General features: G+C 55.9%; 15 protein-coding genes and 1 tRNA gene. 10 read left to right on the top strand and 6 right to left on the bottom strand.

What is annotated here, in order from left to right; all coding sequences use genetic code 11:
- Positions 1 to 12 precede the first annotated feature (12 nt).
- Positions 13 to 1,908 (top strand): hybrid sensor histidine kinase/response regulator, encoded by a 1,896-nt coding sequence (locus ACR0KG_RS09800; protein WP_480827148.1) that lies wholly within the window; start codon positions 13 to 15, stop codon positions 1,906 to 1,908.
- A complete protein-coding gene (locus tag ACR0KG_RS09795; protein ID WP_480827147.1) occupies positions 1,908 to 2,609 on the top strand; it encodes a response regulator transcription factor in 702 nt (233 codons plus the stop codon). The genes ACR0KG_RS09800 and ACR0KG_RS09795 overlap by 1 nt, the downstream gene beginning before the upstream one ends.
- Before the next feature lie 34 nt (positions 2,610 to 2,643).
- Here the strand turns inward: ACR0KG_RS09795 and ACR0KG_RS09790 are convergent, their stop codons facing one another.
- From ACR0KG_RS09790 to ACR0KG_RS09770, 5 genes are all read right to left on the bottom strand, one after another.
- A complete protein-coding gene (locus ACR0KG_RS09790; RefSeq protein WP_480827146.1) occupies positions 2,644 to 3,954 on the bottom strand; it encodes an HlyD family type I secretion periplasmic adaptor subunit in 1,311 nt (436 codons plus the stop codon).
- Positions 3,938 to 6,082 (bottom strand): type I secretion system permease/ATPase, encoded by a 2,145-nt coding sequence (locus ACR0KG_RS09785; RefSeq protein WP_480827145.1) that lies wholly within the window; start codon positions 6,080 to 6,082, stop codon positions 3,938 to 3,940. Before ACR0KG_RS09785 ends, ACR0KG_RS09790 begins: the two co-directional genes overlap by 17 nt.
- Positions 6,079 to 7,407 (bottom strand): TolC family protein, encoded by a 1,329-nt coding sequence (locus ACR0KG_RS09780; RefSeq protein WP_480827343.1) that lies wholly within the window; start codon positions 7,405 to 7,407, stop codon positions 6,079 to 6,081. Before ACR0KG_RS09780 ends, ACR0KG_RS09785 begins: the two co-directional genes overlap by 4 nt.
- Positions 7,400 to 8,224, bottom strand: coding sequence for a SapC family protein (locus ACR0KG_RS09775; RefSeq protein WP_480547947.1), 825 nt, complete (start codon positions 8,222 to 8,224; stop codon positions 7,400 to 7,402). The genes ACR0KG_RS09780 and ACR0KG_RS09775 overlap by 8 nt, the downstream gene beginning before the upstream one ends.
- A 61-nt stretch (positions 8,225 to 8,285) precedes the next feature.
- Complete coding sequence (locus ACR0KG_RS09770) at positions 8,286 to 12,188, bottom strand: Ig-like domain-containing protein (RefSeq protein ID WP_480827144.1); 3,903 nt, start codon at positions 12,186 to 12,188, stop codon at positions 8,286 to 8,288.
- A gap of 157 nt (positions 12,189 to 12,345) precedes the next feature.
- Between ACR0KG_RS09770 and ACR0KG_RS09765 the strand changes: the two genes are divergently transcribed.
- Complete coding sequence (locus tag ACR0KG_RS09765) at positions 12,346 to 14,397, top strand: dockerin type I domain-containing protein (RefSeq protein WP_480827142.1); 2,052 nt, start codon at positions 12,346 to 12,348, stop codon at positions 14,395 to 14,397.
- A gap of 32 nt (positions 14,398 to 14,429) precedes the next feature.
- On the opposite strand, the gene ACR0KG_RS09760 is transcribed toward ACR0KG_RS09765, so the two are convergent.
- Positions 14,430 to 14,514, bottom strand: a tRNA-Leu gene (locus ACR0KG_RS09760).
- A gap of 749 nt (positions 14,515 to 15,263) precedes the next feature.
- Here ACR0KG_RS09760 and ACR0KG_RS09755 point away from each other — a divergent pair.
- From ACR0KG_RS09755 to ACR0KG_RS09725, 7 genes are all read left to right on the top strand, one after another.
- A complete protein-coding gene (locus ACR0KG_RS09755; RefSeq protein ID WP_480544083.1) occupies positions 15,264 to 15,677 on the top strand; it encodes a hypothetical protein in 414 nt (137 codons plus the stop codon).
- A 3-nt stretch (positions 15,678 to 15,680) separates the two neighbouring features.
- Complete coding sequence (locus tag ACR0KG_RS09750; RefSeq protein ID WP_480544082.1) at positions 15,681 to 17,693, top strand: dynamin family protein; 2,013 nt, start codon at positions 15,681 to 15,683, stop codon at positions 17,691 to 17,693.
- A gap of 8 nt (positions 17,694 to 17,701) precedes the next feature.
- Positions 17,702 to 19,450, top strand: coding sequence for a dynamin family protein (locus tag ACR0KG_RS09745; protein WP_480827141.1), 1,749 nt, complete (start codon positions 17,702 to 17,704; stop codon positions 19,448 to 19,450).
- A gap of 52 nt (positions 19,451 to 19,502) precedes the next feature.
- The gene (locus ACR0KG_RS09740) at positions 19,503 to 19,901 is read left to right on the top strand and encodes an NUDIX hydrolase (RefSeq protein WP_480547955.1); all 399 of its coding nucleotides are present in this window, start codon (positions 19,503 to 19,505) and stop codon (positions 19,899 to 19,901) included.
- Between the two features lie 23 nt (positions 19,902 to 19,924).
- Positions 19,925 to 20,797, top strand: coding sequence for a hypothetical protein (locus ACR0KG_RS09735; protein WP_480827140.1), 873 nt, complete (start codon positions 19,925 to 19,927; stop codon positions 20,795 to 20,797).
- A gap of 61 nt (positions 20,798 to 20,858) precedes the next feature.
- Positions 20,859 to 22,898, top strand: coding sequence for a dynamin family protein (locus ACR0KG_RS09730; RefSeq protein ID WP_480827139.1), 2,040 nt, complete (start codon positions 20,859 to 20,861; stop codon positions 22,896 to 22,898).
- On the top strand, positions 22,895 to 24,181 hold the full coding sequence (locus tag ACR0KG_RS09725) for a dynamin family protein (RefSeq protein ID WP_480547958.1): 1,287 nt from the start codon (positions 22,895 to 22,897) through the stop codon (positions 24,179 to 24,181). Before ACR0KG_RS09730 ends, ACR0KG_RS09725 begins: the two co-directional genes overlap by 4 nt.

Raw genomic sequence — 24,181 nt, 5'->3', positions numbered from 1 at the left:
GGGAGGGTGAATTTGCGCATCACCGAACAACGGATCAAGGCGATGACAACCGCCGGGCTGAACCTGATCGGCCAGGCGCTTTCCATCTATGACAGCCAGTTGCGCCTAGTCCTTAGCAACCGACGGTTTCAAGAAATGTTTGACCTTCCCGATGCACTGGTGCAACCTGGCGCGTTGTTTCGGGACACGATCCACTTTCTGGCGAGCCGTGGAGAGTACGGTGACGAGGGAAGTGTCGATGACATGGTCGAAGTGCGTGTCGAACAGGCGCTGGCGTTCGAGCCACATTACATGGAGCGCGAGCGTGCAAATGGTCAGGTGATCTCGATCGAAGGCGCACCGCTGCCTCAGGGTGGTTGGGTGGCAGTCTATACAGACATAACCAGCGCAAAACGCGCCGAAAACCTGCTGCGCGCGCGGTCCGAGGAATTGTCAGGCCAGCTGCTTACCCATGCCGAAGAGCTTTCGGCCACCAACCGGAAACTGGCAGCAACCATCACCGCGTTGGAAGAGGCCAAGCGCGAGCTGACCGAGATCGAAGCCCGGACCCGTCTGACAACCGAGATGATGCCGGCCCATATCGCGCATCTGAACAGCGAGGGGCGATACGATTATTCGAACCGGCGGCTCAGTTCTGTCATGCCGGGGCGACCATCTGAGATTTTGGGCCTGCACATATCTGAAGCGCTGGGGTCAAACGCCTTTGCCCGGGTCAGTGCTCATCTGCAAAACGCCTATAGTGGCAAAACATCGGTGTTCGAGTTCACCGAAGATCAAGACTCGCGCCGCATCCGCGTGTCTTTCACACCTGACGGGGCAGGGGGCGTTTATGTGATGTCGGTAGATATCACCGAAGAAACCCAAGCCCGTGTCGCCCTGCAACAAACCCGCCGCCGTGAAATGGCTGCACAGATGACAAATGGCCTGGCGCATGACTTTTCCAACCTGCTGACAATCATCCTGGGCATGCAATCCCAGCTCGACAAGATGGCGTTGCCAGAAGACGCACATGCGCTGATCGCGGCAACCCAAAAAACAGCGCGGCGTGGTGGTCAGTTGTTGAACCGGATTGCGGATATGACCGGCCATCGCACACCTCAGCCGAAAGCCACCGATCTGCGCCGCTTGCTCGAGGATTTGCGGATAGTGGCCACCCCGTCTTTGCCACGCGGTGTTGGGCTGTCTGTCGTGAATACTTTGCCGGATCAGGCGCTTATGCTCGATCCAGGGATGCTTCAGGATGCGCTGTTGAACCTTGTTCTGAACGCACGCGATGCTTGTGGCACAACCGGGCAGGTGACGATCAGTGCACATGCAATCGGCGATATCTGGATCGAAATCACAGTTTCCGATACCGGTTCTGGCTTTTCGTCTGAGGCACTGGAGAAGGCTTTGAACCCCTTTTTCACAACGAAAGGCAGTGATGGATCGGGCCTTGGTTTGCCGATGGTTTATGACACCGTAAAGCTGGCGGGCGGTGACCTGAACCTGCGCAATACGCCCTCAGGCGCATCGGTGATCTTGCGCTTGCCCTATCGCCCCGCGCCCCCCGCACAAGAAGGGCTTGTGCTATTGGTCGAAGACAGCGACGATCTGCGCGGCCAATTTCGGGATATGCTGATCGACCTTGGCTTTTCGGTGATCGAGGCGACCTCGACAGATGAAGCACTGGCTCTGACTGAGAACGTTGAAGGGATTGTCATGGTGCTGTCCGATATTCGACTTGAGGGCACGGCGACCGGGCTTGATCTGTTATCGCAACTCAAATCTCGCTTGCCCTGCATACTCATGACATCATTACCATATACCGATCCTCTGCACCGACAGGCATTGGCCATGGCGCCTGTGCTGAGCAAACCCTTTTCCAAGGCACAGTTATCCGCCCTTGTCCGAACCGAGGCCGCCTGATGACCCAGCCATTGGTAACCATATTGGATGATGAACCCGAGATTCGGCATATCCTGACAGATGCTTTGGAAGAGGCTGGGTTTCGAACCCAAAGCTATTCCCGGGCCCGCGAGTTCGAGGCCGCACTGAACCAGATCACACCTGACGTCTGCTTGGTGGATTTATCCCTGCCGGATACGGATGGCCTGGCCCTGGTACACCGACTGGCGCTGGAACAAGGTGCGGCCGTGATCATTGTGTCGGGCCGCGCGCAAGTTCAGGATCGCGTGGCCGGGCTGGAATTGGGAGCGGATGACTACATCACCAAACCCTTTGATCCAACCGAGGTTGTGGCGCGTATTCGTGCTCGGCTACGCGCGCCGCGCGGTCAAACCTCGAACACCAATATCGCCGAGTTCAACGGGTGGACGGCATATTTTGATCGGTATCTTCTGAAGGACAAATCGGGGGCCGAAACACCGTTCAGCCACGCCGAAGGAGAGGTTTTACGCCTGTTTCTGGAAAGCCCCAAACGCCTGATCAGCCGCGCACAAATGCAGGATTCTCTGGGTGGCGCAGCGGGGGACAGCTTCGACCGCGCCATGGATGTGCGCATCTCAAGGCTACGAACCAAGCTTGGTGAAGACCCCAAGAACCCGCGCTTGATCAAGACGATATACGGGGCGGGCTACATCTTTCTCGGCGATGTCGCTTGGAAATAGGCTGCGTACAGGTTGGCCGATCGGGTAGCCCCCGCTACTCTCGTAAGGCCTGGTCTTTGATCTTCACAACGGGCTGCAAGATATAGTCCAGCACCGATTTCTTGCCGGATAAGATATCCACCTCTGCGATCATGCCTGGAATGATTTCAACTGCAATTCCTTGCCCATCGAGCATGGTATTGCTGGTGCGAATTTCAACGACGAACACCTCTTCATCATTTCTTTCGGACCGGGTGATGGTATCTGCGCCGATGCGCAGGATTTCTCCGTCCAACCCACCATAGCGAGCAAAGTCGTAGGCTGTGATCTTCACCTTTACCGGCTGGCCCGCACGCAGGAACGCGATATCCTCGGGTTTGACATAGGCTTCGACCAGCAAGCTATCGTCCAATGGCACAATCTCAATCAGGTCCTCGCCACTTCGGGCCAGCCCGCCAATTGTTGTCCGGTGTATCCGATTCACTATCCCTCGGACCGGCGATTTCACCTGCGCGCGCAGGGCACGGTCGCGTAAAGCGGGCAGGGCAGGCTCAAGTGCCGCAAGCTCGGCGGTCGCAAGGGCCAAATCCGTCAATGCTGCGGTCCGAAAACGGTTGCGTGTGGCCTTTATACGGTCATCGATTTCCTCGAGGCCCGTCTTTATGCGGTTGGTCACGGCCTCGGCACGTACCTTGTGGCCTTGCCACTCAGCCTCGCTACGGCGCAAGGCCAACAGTGTGGTCGCGGGTTCCATGCGCTGTTCAACCAACGGAGCCATAATGGCCCGCTCTTCAGCGAGAACCTTCAGAGTTTCATCAGCGGTAACCTGATCAACCAACCCCTCTTCGTATTCCCGCTGCCGTTGCTGTCTCTGCCGCTCCAGAATGGCAATCTCGGCGCTCAGTTCAGCTTGCCGCCCCTGATAGAGCGCAGTTTCCGAACGCACGACATTTGGCGCGCCTTTGATCAGAGTTGTGTCAAAGCTCAGCTCCGTTCCATCAATTTCAGCCTGCAAGCGCTGAACGCGCGACATGAGACCGTAGGCCCTTTGTTGTTCCTGGCTCAATTGGCTGTCAATCTGGGTGGTATCCAGCTCCATCAACACAGCACCCTGATCAACCAACTCACCCTCGCGTACATGCAAAACCTGCAAAACTCCAGGTTCCGTCGCTTCGATCACCTGCACATCCCCCGACGGCACAATCCGGCCTTCCACGCGGGTGACATCATCCAGTTCTGTAAGGTAGGCCCAAGCACCCGCGCTTAACAAACAGGCCAATATAACAAACAACAACAGCGAACCTTGCAGCGGTGCCCGCCCCTGCATCTCACGCGCAAGTTGGCTCAGATCAGGATGCCGCGACATTCAGATGCCTTCCTGATCTGCGCGCGTGTTGGGTCAACAGGCTTTTGGGGCCATCCGCACCAATCTTCCCGCCTTCGATTACAATCACACGATCGACCAGTTCCAACAGGCTGGTTCTATGGGTCACCACCACGACCGTGGTGTCTGTCGTTGCCTCTTTCAAACGCCGGATCACCTGCGCTTCGGTTTTGACATCCATCGCGCTGGTTGGCTCATCCAGCAATAAAACCGGAGGCCGACCAATCAGGGCCCGCGCCAACGCTATCGCCTGTTTTTGACCACCCGACAGCCCTTCGCCTCGTTCAGCCAATTGTTGATCGTAGCCACTGGGATGTCGGGCAACAAAATCTTCAACGCCTGCGGCGCGCCCAGCCTCAATCAGATCTTCGTCGCGTGGCCTTATCGCACCGCTGAGAATATTATCCCGAACAGTGCCTGAAAACAGCCAGATATCCTGAAGGACTGAGCCGATATTGCGCCGCAGATCACCCGGATCAATCTGACGAATATCCAGCCCATCCAGCATGACCGATCCGACCCGCGGCGAATAGAGCCCCAACAACAGCCTGGCGATTGTGCTTTTGCCCGATCCGATTTGACCCAGGATGGCCACCTTTTCACCTGGTTTGATCGTAAAAGATACACCGTTCAGAGTGTCTTCATTCTGATCTGGATAGGCGAAGTGCACGTTGCTGAACGAAATGGCCCCCTTGAAACCCGCCCTCGTGATCCAGCTTCGGCCTTCAGGACGCTCACTTTCAGCTTGCATCAAGGCGTCCAAATTGCGATAGGCGCTGCGTGCCTGATTGACGCGGGTCAGGGTCTGGGCCAGCTGTCCTAACGGGGCCAAAGCACGCCCCGTCAGCATGACCGAAGCCACAAGCGCACCCATGCTGGCCTGACCTTCGGTGATCAGAAACACGCCATAGAATACAATCAGAACCTGCGCTGCCTGCTGCGTAAAGCCTGTCAAATTCAAGGCAAACTGGGTCACGGCGCGACTGCGCGCGCCATGGGCGGATTGTCGTTCGATCGCCTGCTCCCACCGATTGCGCATTTGTCGACCGGCAGAGGTTGTTTTGATCGTCTCGAGGCCCGAAACCGCCTCAACCAACACCGATTGTTTGGATTGACCATCAGCCAGGCTTTTCTCGGCCATACGCGACAGGATCGGCTGAACCACAAGACCAGCCAGCAAAACAACCGGTACAGCAAGGGCCGGGACCAGAGCCAAATCGCCGCCGACCAGATAGATCACGAAGATGAACAGCGCGATAAAGGGTAAATCTACGACGGCAACCAATGTTGCCGAGGTAAAGAACTCTCGGAGGGTTTCAAATTCACGTACCGTGCTGGTCATCGCACCGGTCGAGCCGGTGCGCGATTTCATCTGAATATTCAGCAACTGATCGAAGACACGGCGCCCCATGAACATATCAGCGTTTTGACCCGCGCGATCGATAAAGCCAGCCCTCAGAAGCTTGAGTATAAAATCGAAGACAAGAGCAATACCAACGCCAAAAGTCAGAGCGATTAAAGACTCGGTTGCTTCGTTCGGAAGGACGCGGTCATAAACCACCATAATGAACACGGATGTCGCAAGGCCCAGCAGGTTGGCAAGCGCGGCGGCCAGTGCCACTTGGACATAGGACCAGCGGTTGGCGGATAGCGCAGACCAAAACCAGTGGCCGCTTCGAACTTGCCCATCATTAGTGACTTCGGCCTTATGATCTCGGCGAAACAGGATCGCAAAGCCCGCATAGACGTCGCTGAGTTCTGTTTCAGACATCTCGCAAAGCCCACCGCCGATCTCGGGATCAAAGATCAACATCTCTCCATCGGGTGCGCGCCCGTGGTAAGTGACGGCCTTACTACCATCCAGCAAAAGCATCGCGGGAACCAGAGCATCGTCAAAATCTTTCAACGGTCGTGCGCCATATCCGGCCCGCAACCCCGTGTGTTGGGCCAACGCAAGAATGTCCCGAACGGTCAAATCTCCATCCACACCCGACTGAGCAGACTGCAAAGTGGCGAGCGTAACGGGCCGTTCAAGACTGCTGGCGATGTTCAAAAAACAGGCTTCATAGGCCGAGATTTGAATATCGGAAGATGGGGAACCTGCCGTCATTGCTGGGCGCTCCAGGTGCCGACCGACAAGCCAAGCAGATCAAGGATATCACCTGTCAGGCTCAATGCGGCATAGTTGGTCAGAAAAAAGCTCTGTTCAGCCAAGATTAACCTCTCCTGCGCGTTCACAAAGTCCCGTTGAGCGTCCAGAATTTCAATCAGGCTGCGCCGCCCGATAGTAAATTGTGCACGAGCGGCTTCGACACTTTCAGCGTTGGCCTGCACTGCCAATTTTGCGGCCCGAAGTCTTTCAGCACCGGCTTTTTGATCAGAACGGATAAACCCAAGCTCTCGGGTTATTTCGCGGATCAGCGCCTCGCGGGAGAATTGGGCGTCCTTCACCCGCGCGTGTGCGGCGGCGATTGCCGCGCGTCTTTGGCCGGTACTGTCAAGTTCGTAATTAAACGACAAGTCCACACCGAAATTGGCATCCCGATCAGTATCTTGATTGGCGAAAGCCGCCACTCGGATATCAGGCTGCCTGCGGGCCTGAGCTGCGCTCCATTCAGCCTTTGCAGCCACCAGGCTTGCATCAGCGCGACGCACCTGAGGGCTGCTCATGACGATTTGGGCATCACTTCGGGTCAGGTTCGGAGCAGGGATTGGTTGCGGAAGGGCGTCTGGTGCGGAATCAAACACTTCGCGATAGCGCGCTTCGGCGCGGTCGACCTGCGCAATCGCATCGGCGTAACGGGTTTGAGCATCCGCCATGCGTGAGCGTGCAGTCAGCAGATCGGCATTTGAGCCTGCCCCGCTGGCAGTTCGATCCGATATCTGCCGTACCAGCTTTTCATGCGCTGCTACGTTCTGCGCGTTGATCCCTTGGATCTTGCGTCTGTCCAACACAACGACATAAGCTTCGATCGCGGATAATGCAGTTGCGGCCGCAGTCTGCAATTGATCCCCTCGGCTTTCATAAACACGGGCTTCGGCGGCAGCCAGTTCACCTGATGCCGCACCGCCATCGTAGACCAGTTGCGAAACGCGAAGGTAGGGCGACACATCTGAGACATCGGAGTCTACGCGCTCAGACCGGGCGTTGATGCCCAGGGAGACCTGCGGCAGAAAAGCGCCTTTGGCAGCATCCTGGTCTGCCGCTGCAGCCTCCAATCTTGTTTCACTCTGAGCAAGGTTCGGACTTGTTTCAACGGCCTGACGGATCTTGCGGCCGAATGCACTTTGTGTCAGCGTTTGAGCAGGCGGCGCTGCGCCGGCACCAGCTGTTCCGCTGGAGAATGAAACCTGGATTCCGGACAACCCGGGCGGTTGCTGACACCCTGAAACCAGGAGCACGAACACCAAAATGCATGCGAAAGCCTTAAGCATATGCATAAGCGCCCCCTTGCTTATCATAGTTGAATGGTAATTCTTCAAGCTGCGCGTTCACGACAGCATCCAGAAACCCGGAGACCTCGGAGGAGGTTTGGAGCTGCGATCTATCGGCCAGTTGATCCTGTATTTGTCTCAACCACTGCACGTGCGACAGTGAAACCTGATGCGCATGAATCAGGCGCATGCCTCGGCTATTGTTCAAAAGCGCCCGGTGAGTGGACCGCAGACCATGTATCGCCTGAAGATGAATGCCAAAAAGACCATGCGGGCCATCAGCCTTCAAAACCTCGCCCAGCGGCGAGAGTAGATTCAAATCACGGATCAGGCGACACAGCTCCGACGTTTCATGCTCAGCTGCTGCGCGCTGAAAGAGAAACGATTTTACTTTGATGAGATCGCAGTTCAGCCTCTTTGCATCATCAAAGAAACGAACATCATCGGGGTTATCGGTGACCAGCCCCATGGTTTCATCAACAAGCAAATGAAACTGTTGCCCTGAGGTTGAAGAGGCAGGGCCCGCACCAAAGGGTGGGCATCGTAGCGCAGTTGGCAAATATCGCGCCAACCAAGTGCCATTTGAGGCGACAAAAGGAGTGGTGGAATCGACCTGCATCGACAACAGAGCAACGGGTTGGCAACCCACCGGGGTCATTCGGAAAGCGATCGGAAACATGGCGGCGACCTGCAGGATTTCCGCTTCTACAACAGCGCACTCCGTCAGATGTCGAGCAAACTCGAAAGATGTGAACCGCCGCCAAAAGCGATGTCCATGCCGTTCGAAAGAGACCGGTGTCAGGCCGTTCTGTAGCATAGCTTTCCCCTCACGCTGTCTGATTAAAAAGTCGAATCCAAATGCATGACTGCGAGTCGGGTTACGCCGTCGCACCTGTTGGATCGGTATGCAGGATGTTGTCGGTGGACAGCGCGCTTAGATCATCAAGCCCGTCAAAAATGGCCACGGTTTCAACATTCGCGTCACTCGATCCTGAATAGTCCACCCTGATCAACGCACTGTCTGTACCGTCAGTCGCCAGTACATAGACCGCATCACCAGATTGTGCGCCCGTGAGACTTTCGACAGCCGTTTCAAGCGACGCTGCCGTGAGATCGGTCAGTACTGTCGTCAGACCGACAAAGCCAGTGTCGAGACCCAACGCGTCACCAACTGCCAGGGTTTCAAATCCGGTTCCGTCGCCTCGCAATGTGCTGACATCTAACCCGCTGAACATCAACGCATCCGTCACGTCTGTTGCCGGACCGAGTGTAAAGCCGGTGATCGTATCAACGCCGTTTATTGTCGGGTCAGCTTCGAAGACAACAACATCGCGCCCGGCTGTGTTCAGGTCAATCGTGTCATCCCCTTCGCCGCCACGCACCAGCGTATCGACATCAGACGCCGTCAGCGTGTCATCACCATCCGTTCCCAGGTGCAGCACCATTGGCCCTCCGTCCGGTGTCTTGATCGTCAAAACAATGGGCTGGTTGGAATCCTGTACAGTCATAGTGAACGTAACCAAAGGTTGGGACAGGTCTGTGAAGGTCGTCGCCGCACCCGCAAAACTGACGACATCGCCAGGTCCGGTGTTGGCTAAGAACAGATCGAATTCGCCATTTTCTGTGTCAGAATTCACATCGAACGTGACCACGGAGGAGTCGTATTCCAACTCAGCTGTCATGGCCAAACCAGATGAGATATCCCGATCAGAATCGGCGTGGATTGCGAAGGTGATCGTCGAGCCGGATTGCGCAATCTCGGAAATCACATAGGCTGCAGGCACATAGGCTGCTGTTTCTGTTGTGACAGGCAGCGGATCTGGCCCACCCGAGACGGTGGCTTGCGCAGTGAAGTCGAGATCATCACCCGCTTCGGCACCCGCAAATTCAGACGCCGAAACTGTCAACGACCATGTTCCATCCGGGCCAACAGTTGCAGTACCGACCGAGTTGCCGTTCAACAGAACATCAACGGCTTGGCCTGTGCTAAGACCCGCTGAGCTGCCACTGACAACCACGCCAGAGCTTTGCGCATCGCTTAGGGCTATCGCTTCATTCGTTCCAATTGCGCGCATGCTCAGCGTGGGCCGGAAATCTGTCGTAACCGAAGTGGTTGCCGCAGGAGAAATGTTTCCAGCGCTGTCCGGAACGGTGGCCGAGATTGGATAGCTGGTCATGTCTGACAATGCGGCCAGATCAGATGTCGGGACAGTGACTGTCCAAGTCCCACCTGAGGCAGTGGCGACATAGGTCTGCCCGCCGAATGTGACGGATACGGTTTGCCCATCCCCGGCGGTTGTGGTTCCAGAGATTGCAAGGTCGCTGTCACGTTCGGTGACATCTAGAACCACTCCCACAGGCAAGGCATCGATTGTGATGGATGGTGCGGAGAAGTCGGTGTCAAAGCTGGTATTTGTTTGACCTCTATTGCCAGCGCTGTCGATTACGGATGCACTGACATCATATGTGATGTCAGGCTGTAGCCCGCTCAGATCAGACGATGGTGCGGTAAGGGTCCAATTGCCACCGGACACGGTTGCGGTTCCAGTGACATCCACCGTTCCATCGGGCCGCGCAATCTCGACCGTTACAACCGTCCCGTCTGGTGCATCTGAAGTGCCTGAAATGGTCAGATCCGTAACCTGTTCAGCCGCATTCATCACCGCACCGTCCGATAGATTGGTAATAGCGACACTGGGTGCGGTGAAATCGGTATCAAAGCTGTTCGTTGCCTGAATAGCCGGGTTGCCTGCAGCGTCTGACACGTCAGCTGTCACCGATATGGTGGACGCATCTGACAATGCTGCCAGATCGCCAGTGGGGACAGTGACGCTCCAGCCGCCGCCGCTGGCGGTTCCGGTATAGGTTTGACCATTCACCTCAACCGTAACAACCTGCCCATCCTCAGCCGACGTTGCGCCGGTAATCGTCAGATCAGTCGCTTGCTCAGCAGCGTTCATGACTGCGCCATCCGAGAAGCTATCGATGCTGAGTGTGGGTGCGCTGGCATCTTTGGTGAGGGGCGTATCTGCTTGAGGAGCAGCAAGCCCATCAACATCTGAAACGTCCGCCGTGATAGAGAAGCTGCCTCCATCTGCAAGGGCCGCAAGATCACCGGCTGGAACAGTGACGCTCCAACTATCGCCCGAGACGGTCCCAGTGTAGGTTTGCCCATCGAGCGTGACGGTGACAGTTTGACCGTCCTGCACATTTCCAGTGGTGCCGGAAATGGTCAAATCCGACCCTGCCTCGGCCGCATTCAGTATCGAACCTATTGTAGGAGGTGCAATGCTGATCGAAGGGCCTGTCAGATCGACAGGTACCGCAGACGTCGCGGCAATAGCCGGGTTTCCTGCCGCATCATCAACGGTGACGCTGATCACCGCAGGCGTCCCGGTTGTCAGACCCGAAAGATCAGCGTTTGGGACTGTCACGCTCCAGCTGCCACCCGAAGCGGTGCCGGTAAAGGTTTGGCCATCCATCGTAACCGTAACGGTCTGCCCATCTTCGGCACTGGTGTTGCCGGTCAGGATCAAATCGCCGCTGACATCAATAAGCTCGATCGAACCGCCAGCGACCGGGTCCAATGAAATGGACGGAGCGCCGAAATCGGTATCGAAACTGCTACCTGCTTGGGGGGCAGGGTTGCCGGCCCCATCCGAAACATCGGCAGTAACCGATATAGTTGTGCCATCCGGCAATGAGGCAAGATCAGCAGCCGGGACAGTCACGCTCCAATTGCCGCCCGAGACAGTGCCTGTATAGGTCTGACCATTGAGCGATACGGTGACAGTTTGCCCGTTCTCGGCATCGGTTGTTCCGGTGACGATCAAATCTGTTGCTTGTTCGGCAGTGTTCATCACCGCCCCATCCGAGAAGCTGGTGATAGCCAGGGTCGGGGGTACTGTATCAATGTCGAATGTAACAGTTTCAACCGACAGCTCATCCCCCATGTCATCGAGATGTCGAATGGTGATGTCCGTCACGCCCTGAGGCACGCCGCTGGCCTCTGACGGGGTCAAAGAGACACTCCAGTTCCCATCTGAGTCTGGGGTCACGGTTTTGACCACTGATCCAATGGTGATCTCGACACTGTCGGTGCCCGCTGGGGCGACGGAATTGATGGTCGAACTGCTGAGCGTTGTTCCCTGTAACTGAGCCAGGTTCAGGCTTGGATGGCTTGGAGCAGGTGGAGGTGTTGGGGTCGGCGCAGGGCTGGCATCATCGCCACCACCACCACCGCCACCAGCAGCGGCGGCGGCCCCCGCCAGGCCCAAACCGCCCAAGGCCGCTCCAGCCCCACTGACACCGCCTGCAGCAGCAGCGCCCGCTTCAGCCAGGCTGAACTGCGCGATCTCGGCAACCGCCGCTTCGGCGATCATGATGGCGCCGCTGTCCAGAACCTGAATATTCTCGGCCGCGACAATCATGCTGCGCCCATCGGTCATCTTGAGAAGAACATCTCCATTTTTCAGAAGCTTGGCCGATTGCACGCCGGGAATAGTTTCAGCGAACTGGTAGGCATACAGCTCTTCAATCGTGGCCTGAGCAAACGCGGGCAGCGCCAACAGAGATGACCCCAGCCCACCTGCCAAACCACGCCCGGCCCAGCGGCCCATTTTGCGATCTATCCACTGGCGAATGCGGCGCGAGCGGTCCGTTTCTGATTGATCCGCTGCAGGATTCGTATTGGTCTCAGGTGCTTTGGTCATCTTACCCTCACATGTATTGCCGGCGATCTTGGAATGGGGACAATCCGCACCGTTTAGGCTTTTGCTCATCTGTCTTACCCTTTGACTGCGTCGGCGATCGGACCCGAAAAAATTGAACTAAACTCAAGCCGAACTCCTCGTTTTCACCACATTCTTGCTATGGTTTCGGTCTGGGCATCGGATCATCTTTGAGCTCAACGCCAGGGGTGGCGGTGGGGTAATGACTATGATGCTGCAATTCGAAACATTGGTTGCAACGGGAAGCACGGCGCTCGATTCAGGTATCGGCGATACGGCTTTAAAAACGTTTAACGGGGACACGTATCTCTACACATTGACCGGCCCAACCGGGGGCATCGCGGTATGGAGGCTGGTTGACGGCGCAATCCCGCAACTGGTGGATACCCAGTATTACAGCGGGTCGATCATGTTTCAGGTGGGCGACACGGGAACGCCTGTTTCGCTGGCGGGCACAGATCATCTGGTACTTGATATCGATACGGCCACTGGACTTGTCAGTTATGATCTGAACACCGACGGCACGGTCGGAGATTTGCGGGAAACCGGAACGCTGAGCGGCGGTGGCGATCTGTCTGCCGTGACCCAGTTTTCTGTCGCATCGACCAACTATCTGGCGCTCGCGCATGAAGATACCGGCCAAATCGGAACCTATATCGTCAACGGTGACGGCAGCTTGTCGCTAGCCGGGCTCATCACCGGAACAGCCGATTCGATGCAGGCAATTCAGTCTGGTGCCGGGCAGTTTATTGTTGGAACAGATGCAGCAGGCGACGGCATCACTGTGTATCACATCGATCCGGCAAACGGGACGCTCAGTGCGGTCGACAACAGCGACGCCATTGCAACCCTTGGCATTTCGACTCCAACTGCGGTTGAAACTGTCGAGGCGTATGGCGAATCCTGGATCGTGGTCGCCGGATCGGGCAGCAACTCGCTCAGCGTTATGCGAGTGAACAGTAATGGTACACTTTCTCCGTCCGATCATGTGCTGGATACGTTGGACACCCGGTTCCAAGACGTACAGGACATCGCGGTTATAGAAGTCGACGGGCGGGTCTTTGTGGTCGCTGGCGGTGGCGATGATGGCATCACGCTTTTCACCATGAGCCCGAACGGACAACTGATCCATATGGATAGTTTCGCGGACACGGTGCTGAGCGGGTTGCAAAATGTCGAAAACCTGAGCGTGGCCCAAATCGGCGATGAGCTGCAGATTTTGGCGACCAGCCAGATTGATGCAGGCGTGAACCTTCTGACCGTCGACGTTGCAGATCTGGGGGATGTCAGGGAAGGCTTCGGCACCGTCACGGGCACCGCTTTGGATGATATGCTCAGTGGTGGCGTGTTGAATTCAAACCTGCTGGGCGGGGCAGGGGATGACATCCTGATTGCCGGGGCAGGGGCCACCACGATGACGGGGGGGGCAGGGGCGGATATATTCGTGATGCAATCCGGCAGCGGCGTTACAACCATCACAGATTTTGAGGCAGGAACAGACCGGCTTGATCTGTTTGACTACTTGCTGCTGCGATCGCCAACCCAGCTGACCGTTACCAGCACGGCAGACGGTGCGGATATCACCTATCGAGACGAAGTCATCCACATCACCTCTGCAACCGGAGGACCACTGACCAACACCGAGATCTTTGGCGCAGGATTTGGCGGCGCCGACCATATTCCTGTTGATTTCAGTGATTTTGGTGTGTCCGAACCACCCAGTTCAGGTGGGATACAAGGCGATATCTCGATCAGCTCCGAGACCGGTAATCCGGGTCTAGGGGATGCTGAAATCCAATTCACACCAGACGGTAACAGCCCGATTACCACAACCGCAGACGAAGACGGAAATTTCGATCTCGGCCTGCCCTCGGGGACTTACTCCGGGCATCTGGACATCACCAAATCCTATTCGACGGTAAGTGCCGAGATCACCGCACTTGACGCACTGCAAGTGTTGCGGATCGCGGTTGGGTTGGACCCGACCTTCGGGCCCGCTGCGCCGGAAAACCTCATCGCTGCGGACATCACGCAAGACGGTACAATCAACGCACTAGACGCATTGGCAATCTTGCAAGTGGCCGTTGGGCAGACACCTACGCACGAAGCCGAATGGGTTTTTCTGGACGCTAATGCAGATTTGTCAGGGATCACCGCGTCCAATGTCGATTATGATACGGGAATTGATGTTGTCGCAATCGACGGCGTGATCGAAGCGGACATGACATCCATCCTGTTGGGCAACCTCGAGGCTGTGTAAATACTCATAATGATGATTATGTTAAATATAATTGGTGCGGGTGGAGGGACTTGAACCCCCACGCCTTGCGGCGCCAGAACCTAAATCTGGTGCGTCTACCAATTTCGCCACACCCGCAACCGGGCACCTATGTGCCGGACTGGAGCGCTCCATAACAAAGCTTTACTCGGGACGCGAGAGGTAAAATTCACCCCGGCTCAAGATTTTGATCGGCAGGTTTCGCGCGATTTCCCTACCCTTGGGCAAAGTCGCTGGCAAAACACCAGCGTCGGGATGTCTCGGCTCATATAGTATGAGTGCTGGAAGGCTGATTTTTCGGGATTAGACTTACACGATCCGAGACCCGGATATTGGGTACCAATTCGCTCGATGAGACAGAGATTTCTCGGCCAGCAAGAAAAACGCGCTTACGTTGTATCGGTTGGACCGCGAAGTTCAAAACGTGTCGAGCTGGCTTTGTCAGTTCGACCTTTTCTGCAATCGGGCCATTGGCAAAAAATCCAGATCGCTCACAGAACAGCACCAGCGGTACCGGAAATAATATGGCAAATACAAAGTGTTAACGCGATCTCAAAAACCGCAACAGACAGTCTGTGAAATGCGCTCAATGCGACACTCGCTCAATCTTCAAACCCAAAAACACTGCGCACCTGTTAATCATACACCTCAAGGTTGAGGCATTCCTATGCACGCCACTTCATATTTACGCCACAATTCAAGCACCAAAATATCTTATTCGCGTCAAAATAACACCGCCTTGGCCGGGCTTCTTGGTCATAGGAGTTAATGAGTCCTTTTTCGCCGTTTTGGCACCTGTACGAGTCTTCCGCTCAACTCCAGTAACAAGGGTCTTTGATGTGACCAGCATGAACAACTCCGCCGCTGCCGAGCAAGAGGCTGTCTTCTTCGCTCGCGAAAGCTTCATAGGTGAGCTGAAGTCTTTGAACCGGGACTATCCTGATACAGGCTTTGGTATCTCTCTTCGCACCCACTCGGGTGAACATTACCTGCTGGCAAACGCACGTATGCCCCTGCCAGCAGCTAAATCGGACGGGTTTCCAACAGGTCGGCGTTTGGCCTGCCTCGAAAATGGGGATCGCTTCAGCGCAATTGAGGTGCTGGCTGATTCCCACGCATATGAAACCATCTCTCCTCGGGACGAGGCAGAAATTCTGGGTAATGCTCTGGATCTGATCGCCCGTATCGACACCCTGACCAACATGCCCGCAGGCTGCGTTTCGCAGGCCCAGCAAATCGCTGCGACTGGCACCGGAGGCTAACACATGGCGCGCAACGACCACCTTTTGTCTGTCGGAAACGAGGCGCTTGCCCCGATGACGTCGGCAATGTCGTCATTAACGACTCAGATCGACCAATTGACAGAAGTGGCCGATGCGCGGTCAACGGCCCGGCTTGCGACGCTGAAAACGCGGATCGAGAACTTTTCTGCAAGCATCACCATGGTTGGGCAGGTCAAAGCGGGCAAATCCTCGCTTGTGAATATCCTAGCCGCTCGCCCTGCCCTGTTGCCCTCGGATGTGAACCCATGGACTTCGGTTGTGACCACGCTGAACATCAACACCCGGACACCGGGCGATACGCGGTCCAAGTTCACCTTCTTCGAGCAAGAAGAATGGGACAACCTGATGGTTGGCGGTGGACGTCTTGGTGAGTTGGCCAATCGCGCCGGCGCGGATGATGAGATGGAAGACATCCGCCGTCAGGTCGCAGAAATGAAAGCCAAATCAGAGGAGCGGCTGGGCAAGCATTTCGATCTGATCCTGGGACAAAGCCACCAATATGACTATTTCGATGAAGAGCTGATTCAGCGCTATGTCTGTCTGGGCGACGAAGACGACCCGGATATCGACCCAAAAACCGGCCGTTTTGCAGATGTGACGAAATCCGCGGAACTATTCATGGATATTCCGCAATATCCGATCTCGCTGAAGCTGTGTGACACACCTGGTGTAAACGATACCTTCATGGTGCGTGAGCAGATCACCCTGCGCAGTCTGCGCGGGTCCGAGGTCTGTGTGGTGGTTCTGGCGGCAAGCCAAGCATTGACCACGATGGATATGGCGCTGATGCGGATCATTGCGCAGTTCGAAAACCGGCAGATCGTTTTGTTCGTGAACCGGATTGATGAACTGGCTGATCCGGTCAATCAGGTCCCAGAAATACGCGATCGCATCCAAGAAACTCTGAAGCAGAACAATATCGATGCTAATACGAGCATCGTGTTTGGCAGCGCACTCTGGGCCGAGGCCGCTCTGACAGGCAATCCAGACATCCTGACCGATGAATCCCGCAAGGTTTTGAACACCTTCTATCTGGCGGCGGGCTTTGGCGATCAGGCCGCCTCTTTGGACAAAATCTGGGCGCTGTCCGGGCTTCCTGATTTGCTGCTGGCGATGAACGAACGGATAGCAGATGGCGCAGGCGCACGTTTATTAGATCGCGTCCGCCACCGTGCACGCAATATTGCTAGCCAAATTCGCGCAACGGCCGTTGCCAAAACCCTATCCGGCAACGAAGGCGTTGTCCGAGATCTAGGTGGCGCGTCGCCGGAAGAAGCGATTTCGACTGTTTCAGACGAATACGAGAAGAAGGCCGCCGAACTGACCGCTGCTCTGCGCGACAAGGTAATCGAGCGTTTGAATTCAGCCGAGGCAAACTTTGTCAAACGCGCCACCGACTCGTTGATTGCTCATCTCGAGGAGAATGGCGAAGAGGGCACTTGGCACTATGATCCGGCGGGTTTGCGAACCCTCCAAAAGGCAGCCTATTTCAGCTTTGCCCGGTCGATGAAGAAAGAGGCGGGCGCGCTCTATACCACTGCTGCAGCTGACGTGGAAGCGCTCTATCACAAGCTGTTAGGTAACCATCTTGGCGAATTCAGCATCGAAGCCCCCATCGTTCCGCGTGTCCCGCCGCCCTTGGGGATCGGGCGCACCATTGCGCTGGACCTACAAAGCACATGGTGGCGCAGGTGGTGGCAAAAGCGCAAAGGCTTCGAAGCCTATGCGGCGGATTACACAAGATTGATCGCATCCGAAGCGAATTCGATCACCAAGGATATCGAGGAAAATCAGGTCGCAGCGGTTCTGGAAAACGTCCGAGCCGGGCTGACCGATTTCATGCGCGAGCAGAAAGAGACGCTGCTGAATATTTCGGCCTCAGCGGAGAATGGCAACAAACAGGCCCCCGCTCTGGCGGCGAATCTGCAGTTGCAGAAGTCGCGCGATGAGATTCTGGGCGACATCCTGAAAAACCTTAGCAACGAAGCGGCGTGAGAAGAAAAATGGCAAAAGACACACAGAACCGTTTCGTTTCCCCCAAGGCATGGGAGCGTATCGAGCAATGGTCACGCCGGAAGCCCGTTTTCGCCCTTATGGGTGAATTCAGCGCCGGGAAATCCACCCTGATGAACTTTCTGCTGCGCACCCATACGCTGCCAACGCAGGTTACAGCAACGCAATTGCCACCCGTCTGGTTCAGCTGGGGAAATCAGTCAGCCTATGTGAAGCGCCATGATGGCAGCAAAGATCTAATCGAATTGGATCAGCTTGAAACAGTAGGTGTGAATGATGCGCAGTTCATTCGCATCTTTCTGGAAGCGGATATTCTAGAAGCGGTCGATCTGATCGATACACCGGGTATTTCCGATCCGAAAATTTCGACCGATGTCTGGCAACGCGCAGTTGGTCAGGCCAATGGCGTTTTGTGGTGCACCCATGCCACGCAAGCCTGGCGTGAAACCGAGCGTGCAACCTGGGTCTCTTTGCCGGAACGGCTGCAACACAACTCTTTGCTGCTGGTCACCCGAGCTGATGCGCTGGGTCAAAAAGACCGGCAAAAAGTGCTGCGTCGCGTGAACCGCGAAGCCGGTCATCTGTTTAATCGCTCAATCTTGTTTTCGGCCCGTGATGCGATTGAGGCCCGCGACAAGACCGGTGATGCCGAGATGTGGTCGCGCAGCGGTGGCGGCAAGATGATCGACAGCTTCCTGGAGATCACTGAAAACATCATGGACCGACGAGCAGATCAACTTGCGCGGTATCAGATCGACAAAGGCCTTTCAAACGGGCCTAAGGTTCAGCCGTTGCGGCCTTCAAGAAACACCGAGTCCCCCACGGCGACCCGACCAGATGCCGAGACACCGGCACCTCTGAAACTGGTAAATCCTGTGGACGCATCGGACGGCGACACCTCTGTGGTAACCAGCTTCCCCGTCCGTCCAGCGCGTGTTGAAAGACGTGCTGAAGAGGACGAGCGCCCCCGTATCGACTCTGCCGAAGCAGATCGCTTACGGGCCGAGATGACACATGAATCTGAGGAACGCCCCCAGGATGCAGAGACAAAAGAGGACGAACTGCGCGCGTATTTCCGTGATACCGCCAAAGATCCAATGGAATTTGATGCGGTTTCGGATCGGACATCTGAGATCGACGAATACGACCTTCTGGATGATGAAGACACTGATGATGAAGTCGAAAACATCCTTATCGTCTCTGATGCTGAGGTTGGATCGTCAGATCCAACAGACGAACCTGATTCTGACGATGTGCTAACATCGCTGAGCACTTCGCTTCATGAGACGCAAGACACGTCTGAAGAAATTGAAGTTGAACAACCTCTGGAAGCCGAAGGTCACGTAAGCGAGGCAACGACCTCTTCCATTGCAGCGTTGATGGCTGAGCAGCACGAGGCAACGTCAGATGAGTATGAACCCGAGCCCGAAACGAACGGGTTGGTCGAACTGTCTTCTGCCACTACCCCTCAAGAAACCGCCGAGCCGCAAGTTGTTGAGCTGGACGCGCTTTCAGAAGGCCATCCTGGCACATCGCTGAGCGCTTTGGCGATGTGGACTGAAGTCACCAAAAACGAAGTTCTGCCCGATGACCCGCGCGAGTTGATGAGAGTGTTCGATGCATTCCTCAAGGAATTCGATCAGATATCTTCCGAGCATAGTGAAAAACAGACCAACGAAGCGTTGCGTTCGATCCCTAAATCCAACGAAAACAGCGGGATGGAATGGCATGTCTTGTAATCGAAACCAAATCCGGATAACCGGCTATTAGCGAAGCAAAACAGTTAGTTACATGTCGATACATGATGCGTTGAACGCTGCTATTGAAACAATACCCGACTGCCTTGCAGCCGGGTATATCGACATGGAAACGGGGATGTTGCTGGGAACCGGCATCAAAGAGTCAGACGACGCGATTGATCTGGATGAACTGGCCATTGCGGTGGCCAACCTGTTCCAGGGGCGCGGCGTTTCCGCCTTTGAAGCGTTGTTGCGCGAAACGGATGCAGATTCTGACGCTGATGGGTTCGGCGAGATCGCGGTGTTTTCGAACGACCGAATGAACATCTTTCTGCGCACGCGTGAATTTCCCGATCACGTGGTTTGCTATGTCTGCCGCAACAGCGCAAATGTGGGTCTTGCCCTCACAAAGTCACACCTCAGCCTTACGTCGATCACGGCTGCGGTCTGAACCAGAGCAATGAGGGTCACGGTATGATGGATACAGACATACTCGAGATGCTTGATGAAATCGGGCGCAAGTCTGTCGCTCGGTTGTCTCCGGTTGTAGTGATTGCAGGCGACACGCCCGAACTGCGTCGGACCGAGGTTCTGCGTGTGATTCGCAATACGATATTGCCTCGCCGACTGGAATTCACCGCAGCCAATGGGGATTGTCTGGCGCTTGAAGTGAACAGCTCACGCGTGACGGATGTGTTCCGCGTTGTATCCGGTGCCGTCCCGGATTTCGAAACTGCCCCGCGTGAGGAATTGATCGACAATCTGGCACAGCTTGTCTCTGATATCGCCCTTGCCCCTGCCCCGCTGGAATTGCTGTCTCTGAAACCCGACAACGTGCTCGAAGCGGATGACGTGGGTGTCACCCTGCGTGAGATCAGAACCGCATGTGCCGCAATTGAACTGACCGCTGAACCCACAATTTCGGTTGTGCCGGAACCACAAGAGCCTGCGCCGGAAACACCTGAAATCGCGCCAAGAACCGATGCCAATGCTTCGCTGGCACAAGCTTTCTTTGACGGTGCAGATCGCTTTGCACAGGGGCGCGTTCTGGCCGCCGCACAGGATGGGGCACTGGCACAGGCCGCTGAGGAGTGCGCGCCAGATGCCAAACTGCATCCCAATCAGGATTTGCTGACTCGCTTTGCGGCTGATCTGGCTGGCTGGTACAAAGATACAAAGACAGGGTTGGGCTTGCCCCAACTGATCGTAATGCGCCCTTCTGGTGGAAAGGGCGCAGGACTGGCCGTTGTAAATGACGGCCAAAGCATCGCCTTCGCTGTACACGAGGCGCGCAAACTGGGGGCCGTGGTCAACTTGTGGACCACGTTGCAGGAGGCAGAAGAATGACTGCCTTCTATGTTGTTAAACCACCGAATTGTTTGAGTAGAGAGTTGTTAGGATACCCAGTATGAGTGAGTCCAATCGTCGTGAGTTAATCCGCATAGCCGAGGACATGAATGAGACGAGCAATGACGAAACCCGTCAGTTCATCTCGCGCATTGTCGGCGATCTTTCAAATCTGAAACCATCCATTGCCTTTGTCGGGCAGATCAAGGCCGGCAAATCCCGCCTTATCAATGGCTTCACCGGTCAGGCAGAATACCTGCCATCCGATGTGAACCCGTGGACAACGGTGATCACCGACATGCATTTCGGGCATCCTTCAGGGCGGACCGAAGGGGCAGAGTTTCATTTCTTCGACAACCACCAATGGCAGTCGCTGATCGCCGAAGGTGAAGAGTTGCGCAATATGTTCCCTGATGATGAGGACAGCTATAAGCGCGAGATGATCGAAGAGCAGGTCGAGGCGATGAAAACGCGCGCGCAGCGGCGTCTGGGCGACAGCTATGAACAATTGCTGGGGCAGCATCACGATCTGGAACAACTGAATTCGGACGATCTGGCCCGCTACGTCTGTGCTGGCGACGACCCAACCGAAGATGGCCCGTTGGACCCCGGCAGCGACCGGGGGCTTTACAGCGACATCACCCGCAAGGCTGAGGTCTATTTTGACATCGGCCATTTCCCGTTCCCATTGACGGTGACAGACACGCCGGGAGTTAACGACCCTCTGTTGATCCGCGAAGAAATCTCGCGCCAGTACCTGAAAGAATCCGATTTCTTTGTGGTGGTTCTGTCGGCGCATCAGGCGCTTTCTCGTGCTGACCTGAAACTGTTCCGACTAATGCAAGCGCTCGAGCTTGGACAGATCGTGGTTTTCATCAACCGCGTGGACGAACTCAGCGATGGTGCAGAGGACGCGACAAAAGTGCGCGCCGATGTTCTGAATGGGTTGGAACAGGCCCTGGGCAACTCGAATATCGACGTGCTAATGGGCAGTGCGCAATGGGCACATTATGCGCTGACGGGCGATGAAACAGGTGTGAATCACGACCATGTGTTGTCCTGGCTGCGGGCGCATCCGGAACAAATGCGGCAGTATCTGGACGGTGTGAAAGAAATCAAGCAGGGCCCCGGCCCTATCAGCCGCGAGGCTGTGCTGCGGTTCGCCGCCATGATCGCCTCAGGCTTGCCTGACCTGCGCCGTCATGTGACGCAGGCCCTGATCGAAGGGCCGCATGACGAACAATTGCGCATGGCTTGGCAGCACCTGAACAGCTTTGCCCAGGCTGAACTGGAACGGTCGCAGGCTGATCTGCGAGTCCTCGAGGCTGATGCAGAAGAAACAGCTGTCAGCGTCGAGAAAAACGACAAGACGCTTGAGGATCTGCGTGCGCTGATTGCCGAGAAGAAACAGACTATTACCCATGAAATGGACGAGGTTTTGTCCAATCTACGCGGGGTGATGGATGACACCGTTTCCGAGGCCGTCTCGGCTGTTGTGCGCGGTCCTGAAGGAAAGTCTCCCTTGCTGGCCAAGGGGGATACCGAACTAAACTTCACGCCTCTGCGGGATCGCATGCGGGAACTGGTTCAAGGCGCCTCGCAAGTGGTGCGGCAACGGGTTCTGAGCGAGCTTTACACAATCGACATGCAAAGCAACGCAGCGTTGCGGGCCCTACCCGGCTGGCAGGAACCGGTGGATAATCGCATGAACACCAGTGCCGTGCGCTGGTTCCGCCCGGACACCACGGCGCTAACCCGTGGCATCACGGTCGAACTGCGTGTAAACTGGTTGTCGAGGCTGATCTCGCGCAACAGCGTTGTCTCGCGCGCGGAACGGATGATCACGCAGGAATTCGAGCTGATGGGTGACGATCTGATCGACACTGCGCGTGACGATCTGCTGGAACGGCTGAACACCGTGTTGGATCATTATCTGGCTTTGCTGGCAGGCCATCTGCAGCATCGCGCAGGTACAGATGATACCAACGCAAAGGCGATAGCACAGGACGCGCTCGACCGTGCACGCCGTATCAGTGATGATCTTGGGGCTATCTTTGGCACCGGACATCAGGAAGACAGACTGGCAGAGGCTGCTGAATGATTGAATTTCCAGGGACCGAGCAGGAAGTGCGTCAACTCGAACGCTTCCTGACCGCGACAGAGAAGATGGAGGCGGACGCCGCGCTAGAGGATCTGCGCGCGCGCGCATTGGCCCATGCCGAACGTCTTTCGAACGCGGTGAACATCGGTTTCGCAGGGGAATTTGGCGCGGGCAAATCTAGCCTTGCCAATATGCTGGCTGGTGCAGACATCCTGCCCACTGGCCCACAACATCTAAAATTGCCTTTGGTGATAGTTGCTTATGCCGAAACGCCCGAAACCACAGTGGGCTGGTGGAACAAAGAGCCCAAGACCTACTCGGGTATCGCACTGGAAAAAGCAGCCGCTGATGAGCCCGATTTCATCTCGGTTGGATTGAACACCCCAGCGCTCAAAGAAATCTCGCTGTTCGATCTGCCCGGATCGGGGGCGCTAGACGATACATATAAGCAGACCCTGGACCTGCTCAAATTCGTGGATTGTGCGATCTGGTGCACCAACGGCACAAACGCCTGGCGCGAAACAGAACGCCATTTGTGGGCGCAGGTACCCGCTGAGCTGCGCCAGAATAGCCTGCTTGCGGTGACCCATGCAGATTTGCCGCCTGTTGAAGAGGCAATCGACCGCGTTCTGGCACGTTTGAAAAAAGAAAAAGACGGGATGTTCCGTGCTGTTGTCCCGATTGGCACACCCGTGGCTGTTCGCGCGATGGCGCAAGAGCCCGAGCCGGACTTTGCTCTGTGGGAAACCTGTGGTGGCCAAACGCTAGCTGAACACGTGCTGAAAGTTGCGTCAAGCCGCCGTCAAAGTGATCTGGACGCCGCGCGAAAGGATATCGAACAAGAGTTTCTGCCTTTCCTTGAAGCTCTGAAAGGGTCTGAACCGAAAGCATCCGGAACAGAAAACGCGGATATGCAATCGACTTTGGGCGCGGTTCTACCCCCGTTGAACAATCCCATCCTCGAAGACTGGCTTGCCGCAATCGCGAGTATCTATGAGGATCTGCGAGAAAACGCGGATATGGAACCAGCGACGTTCCTGCAAAGCTGCCAGGAAATTGTCGAGGATTTTGCCGAGCGTCTGGAACAGGGCGGCGAAATCGACCCCGAGGCCGACTGGATTCCGGCTGAATTCGAGAAAGCCACAGACCTTCTGTTGTTGCTGCAATTCGAAAGCGGCGACGCACCGCTGAAAGATGCTATCAGCATCCTGGCTCAGTTGAGCGACAACCTGGCCTGGGCAGGTAGCACTGTAGTCACGGCGCAGACAAAAACCGGCACCTAA

It is taken from the genome of Ruegeria sp. H4, from assembly GCF_056533065.1.
Note: the sequence above shows the minus strand (reverse complement) of the source record. Positions and strands in the feature narration are given on the sequence as shown.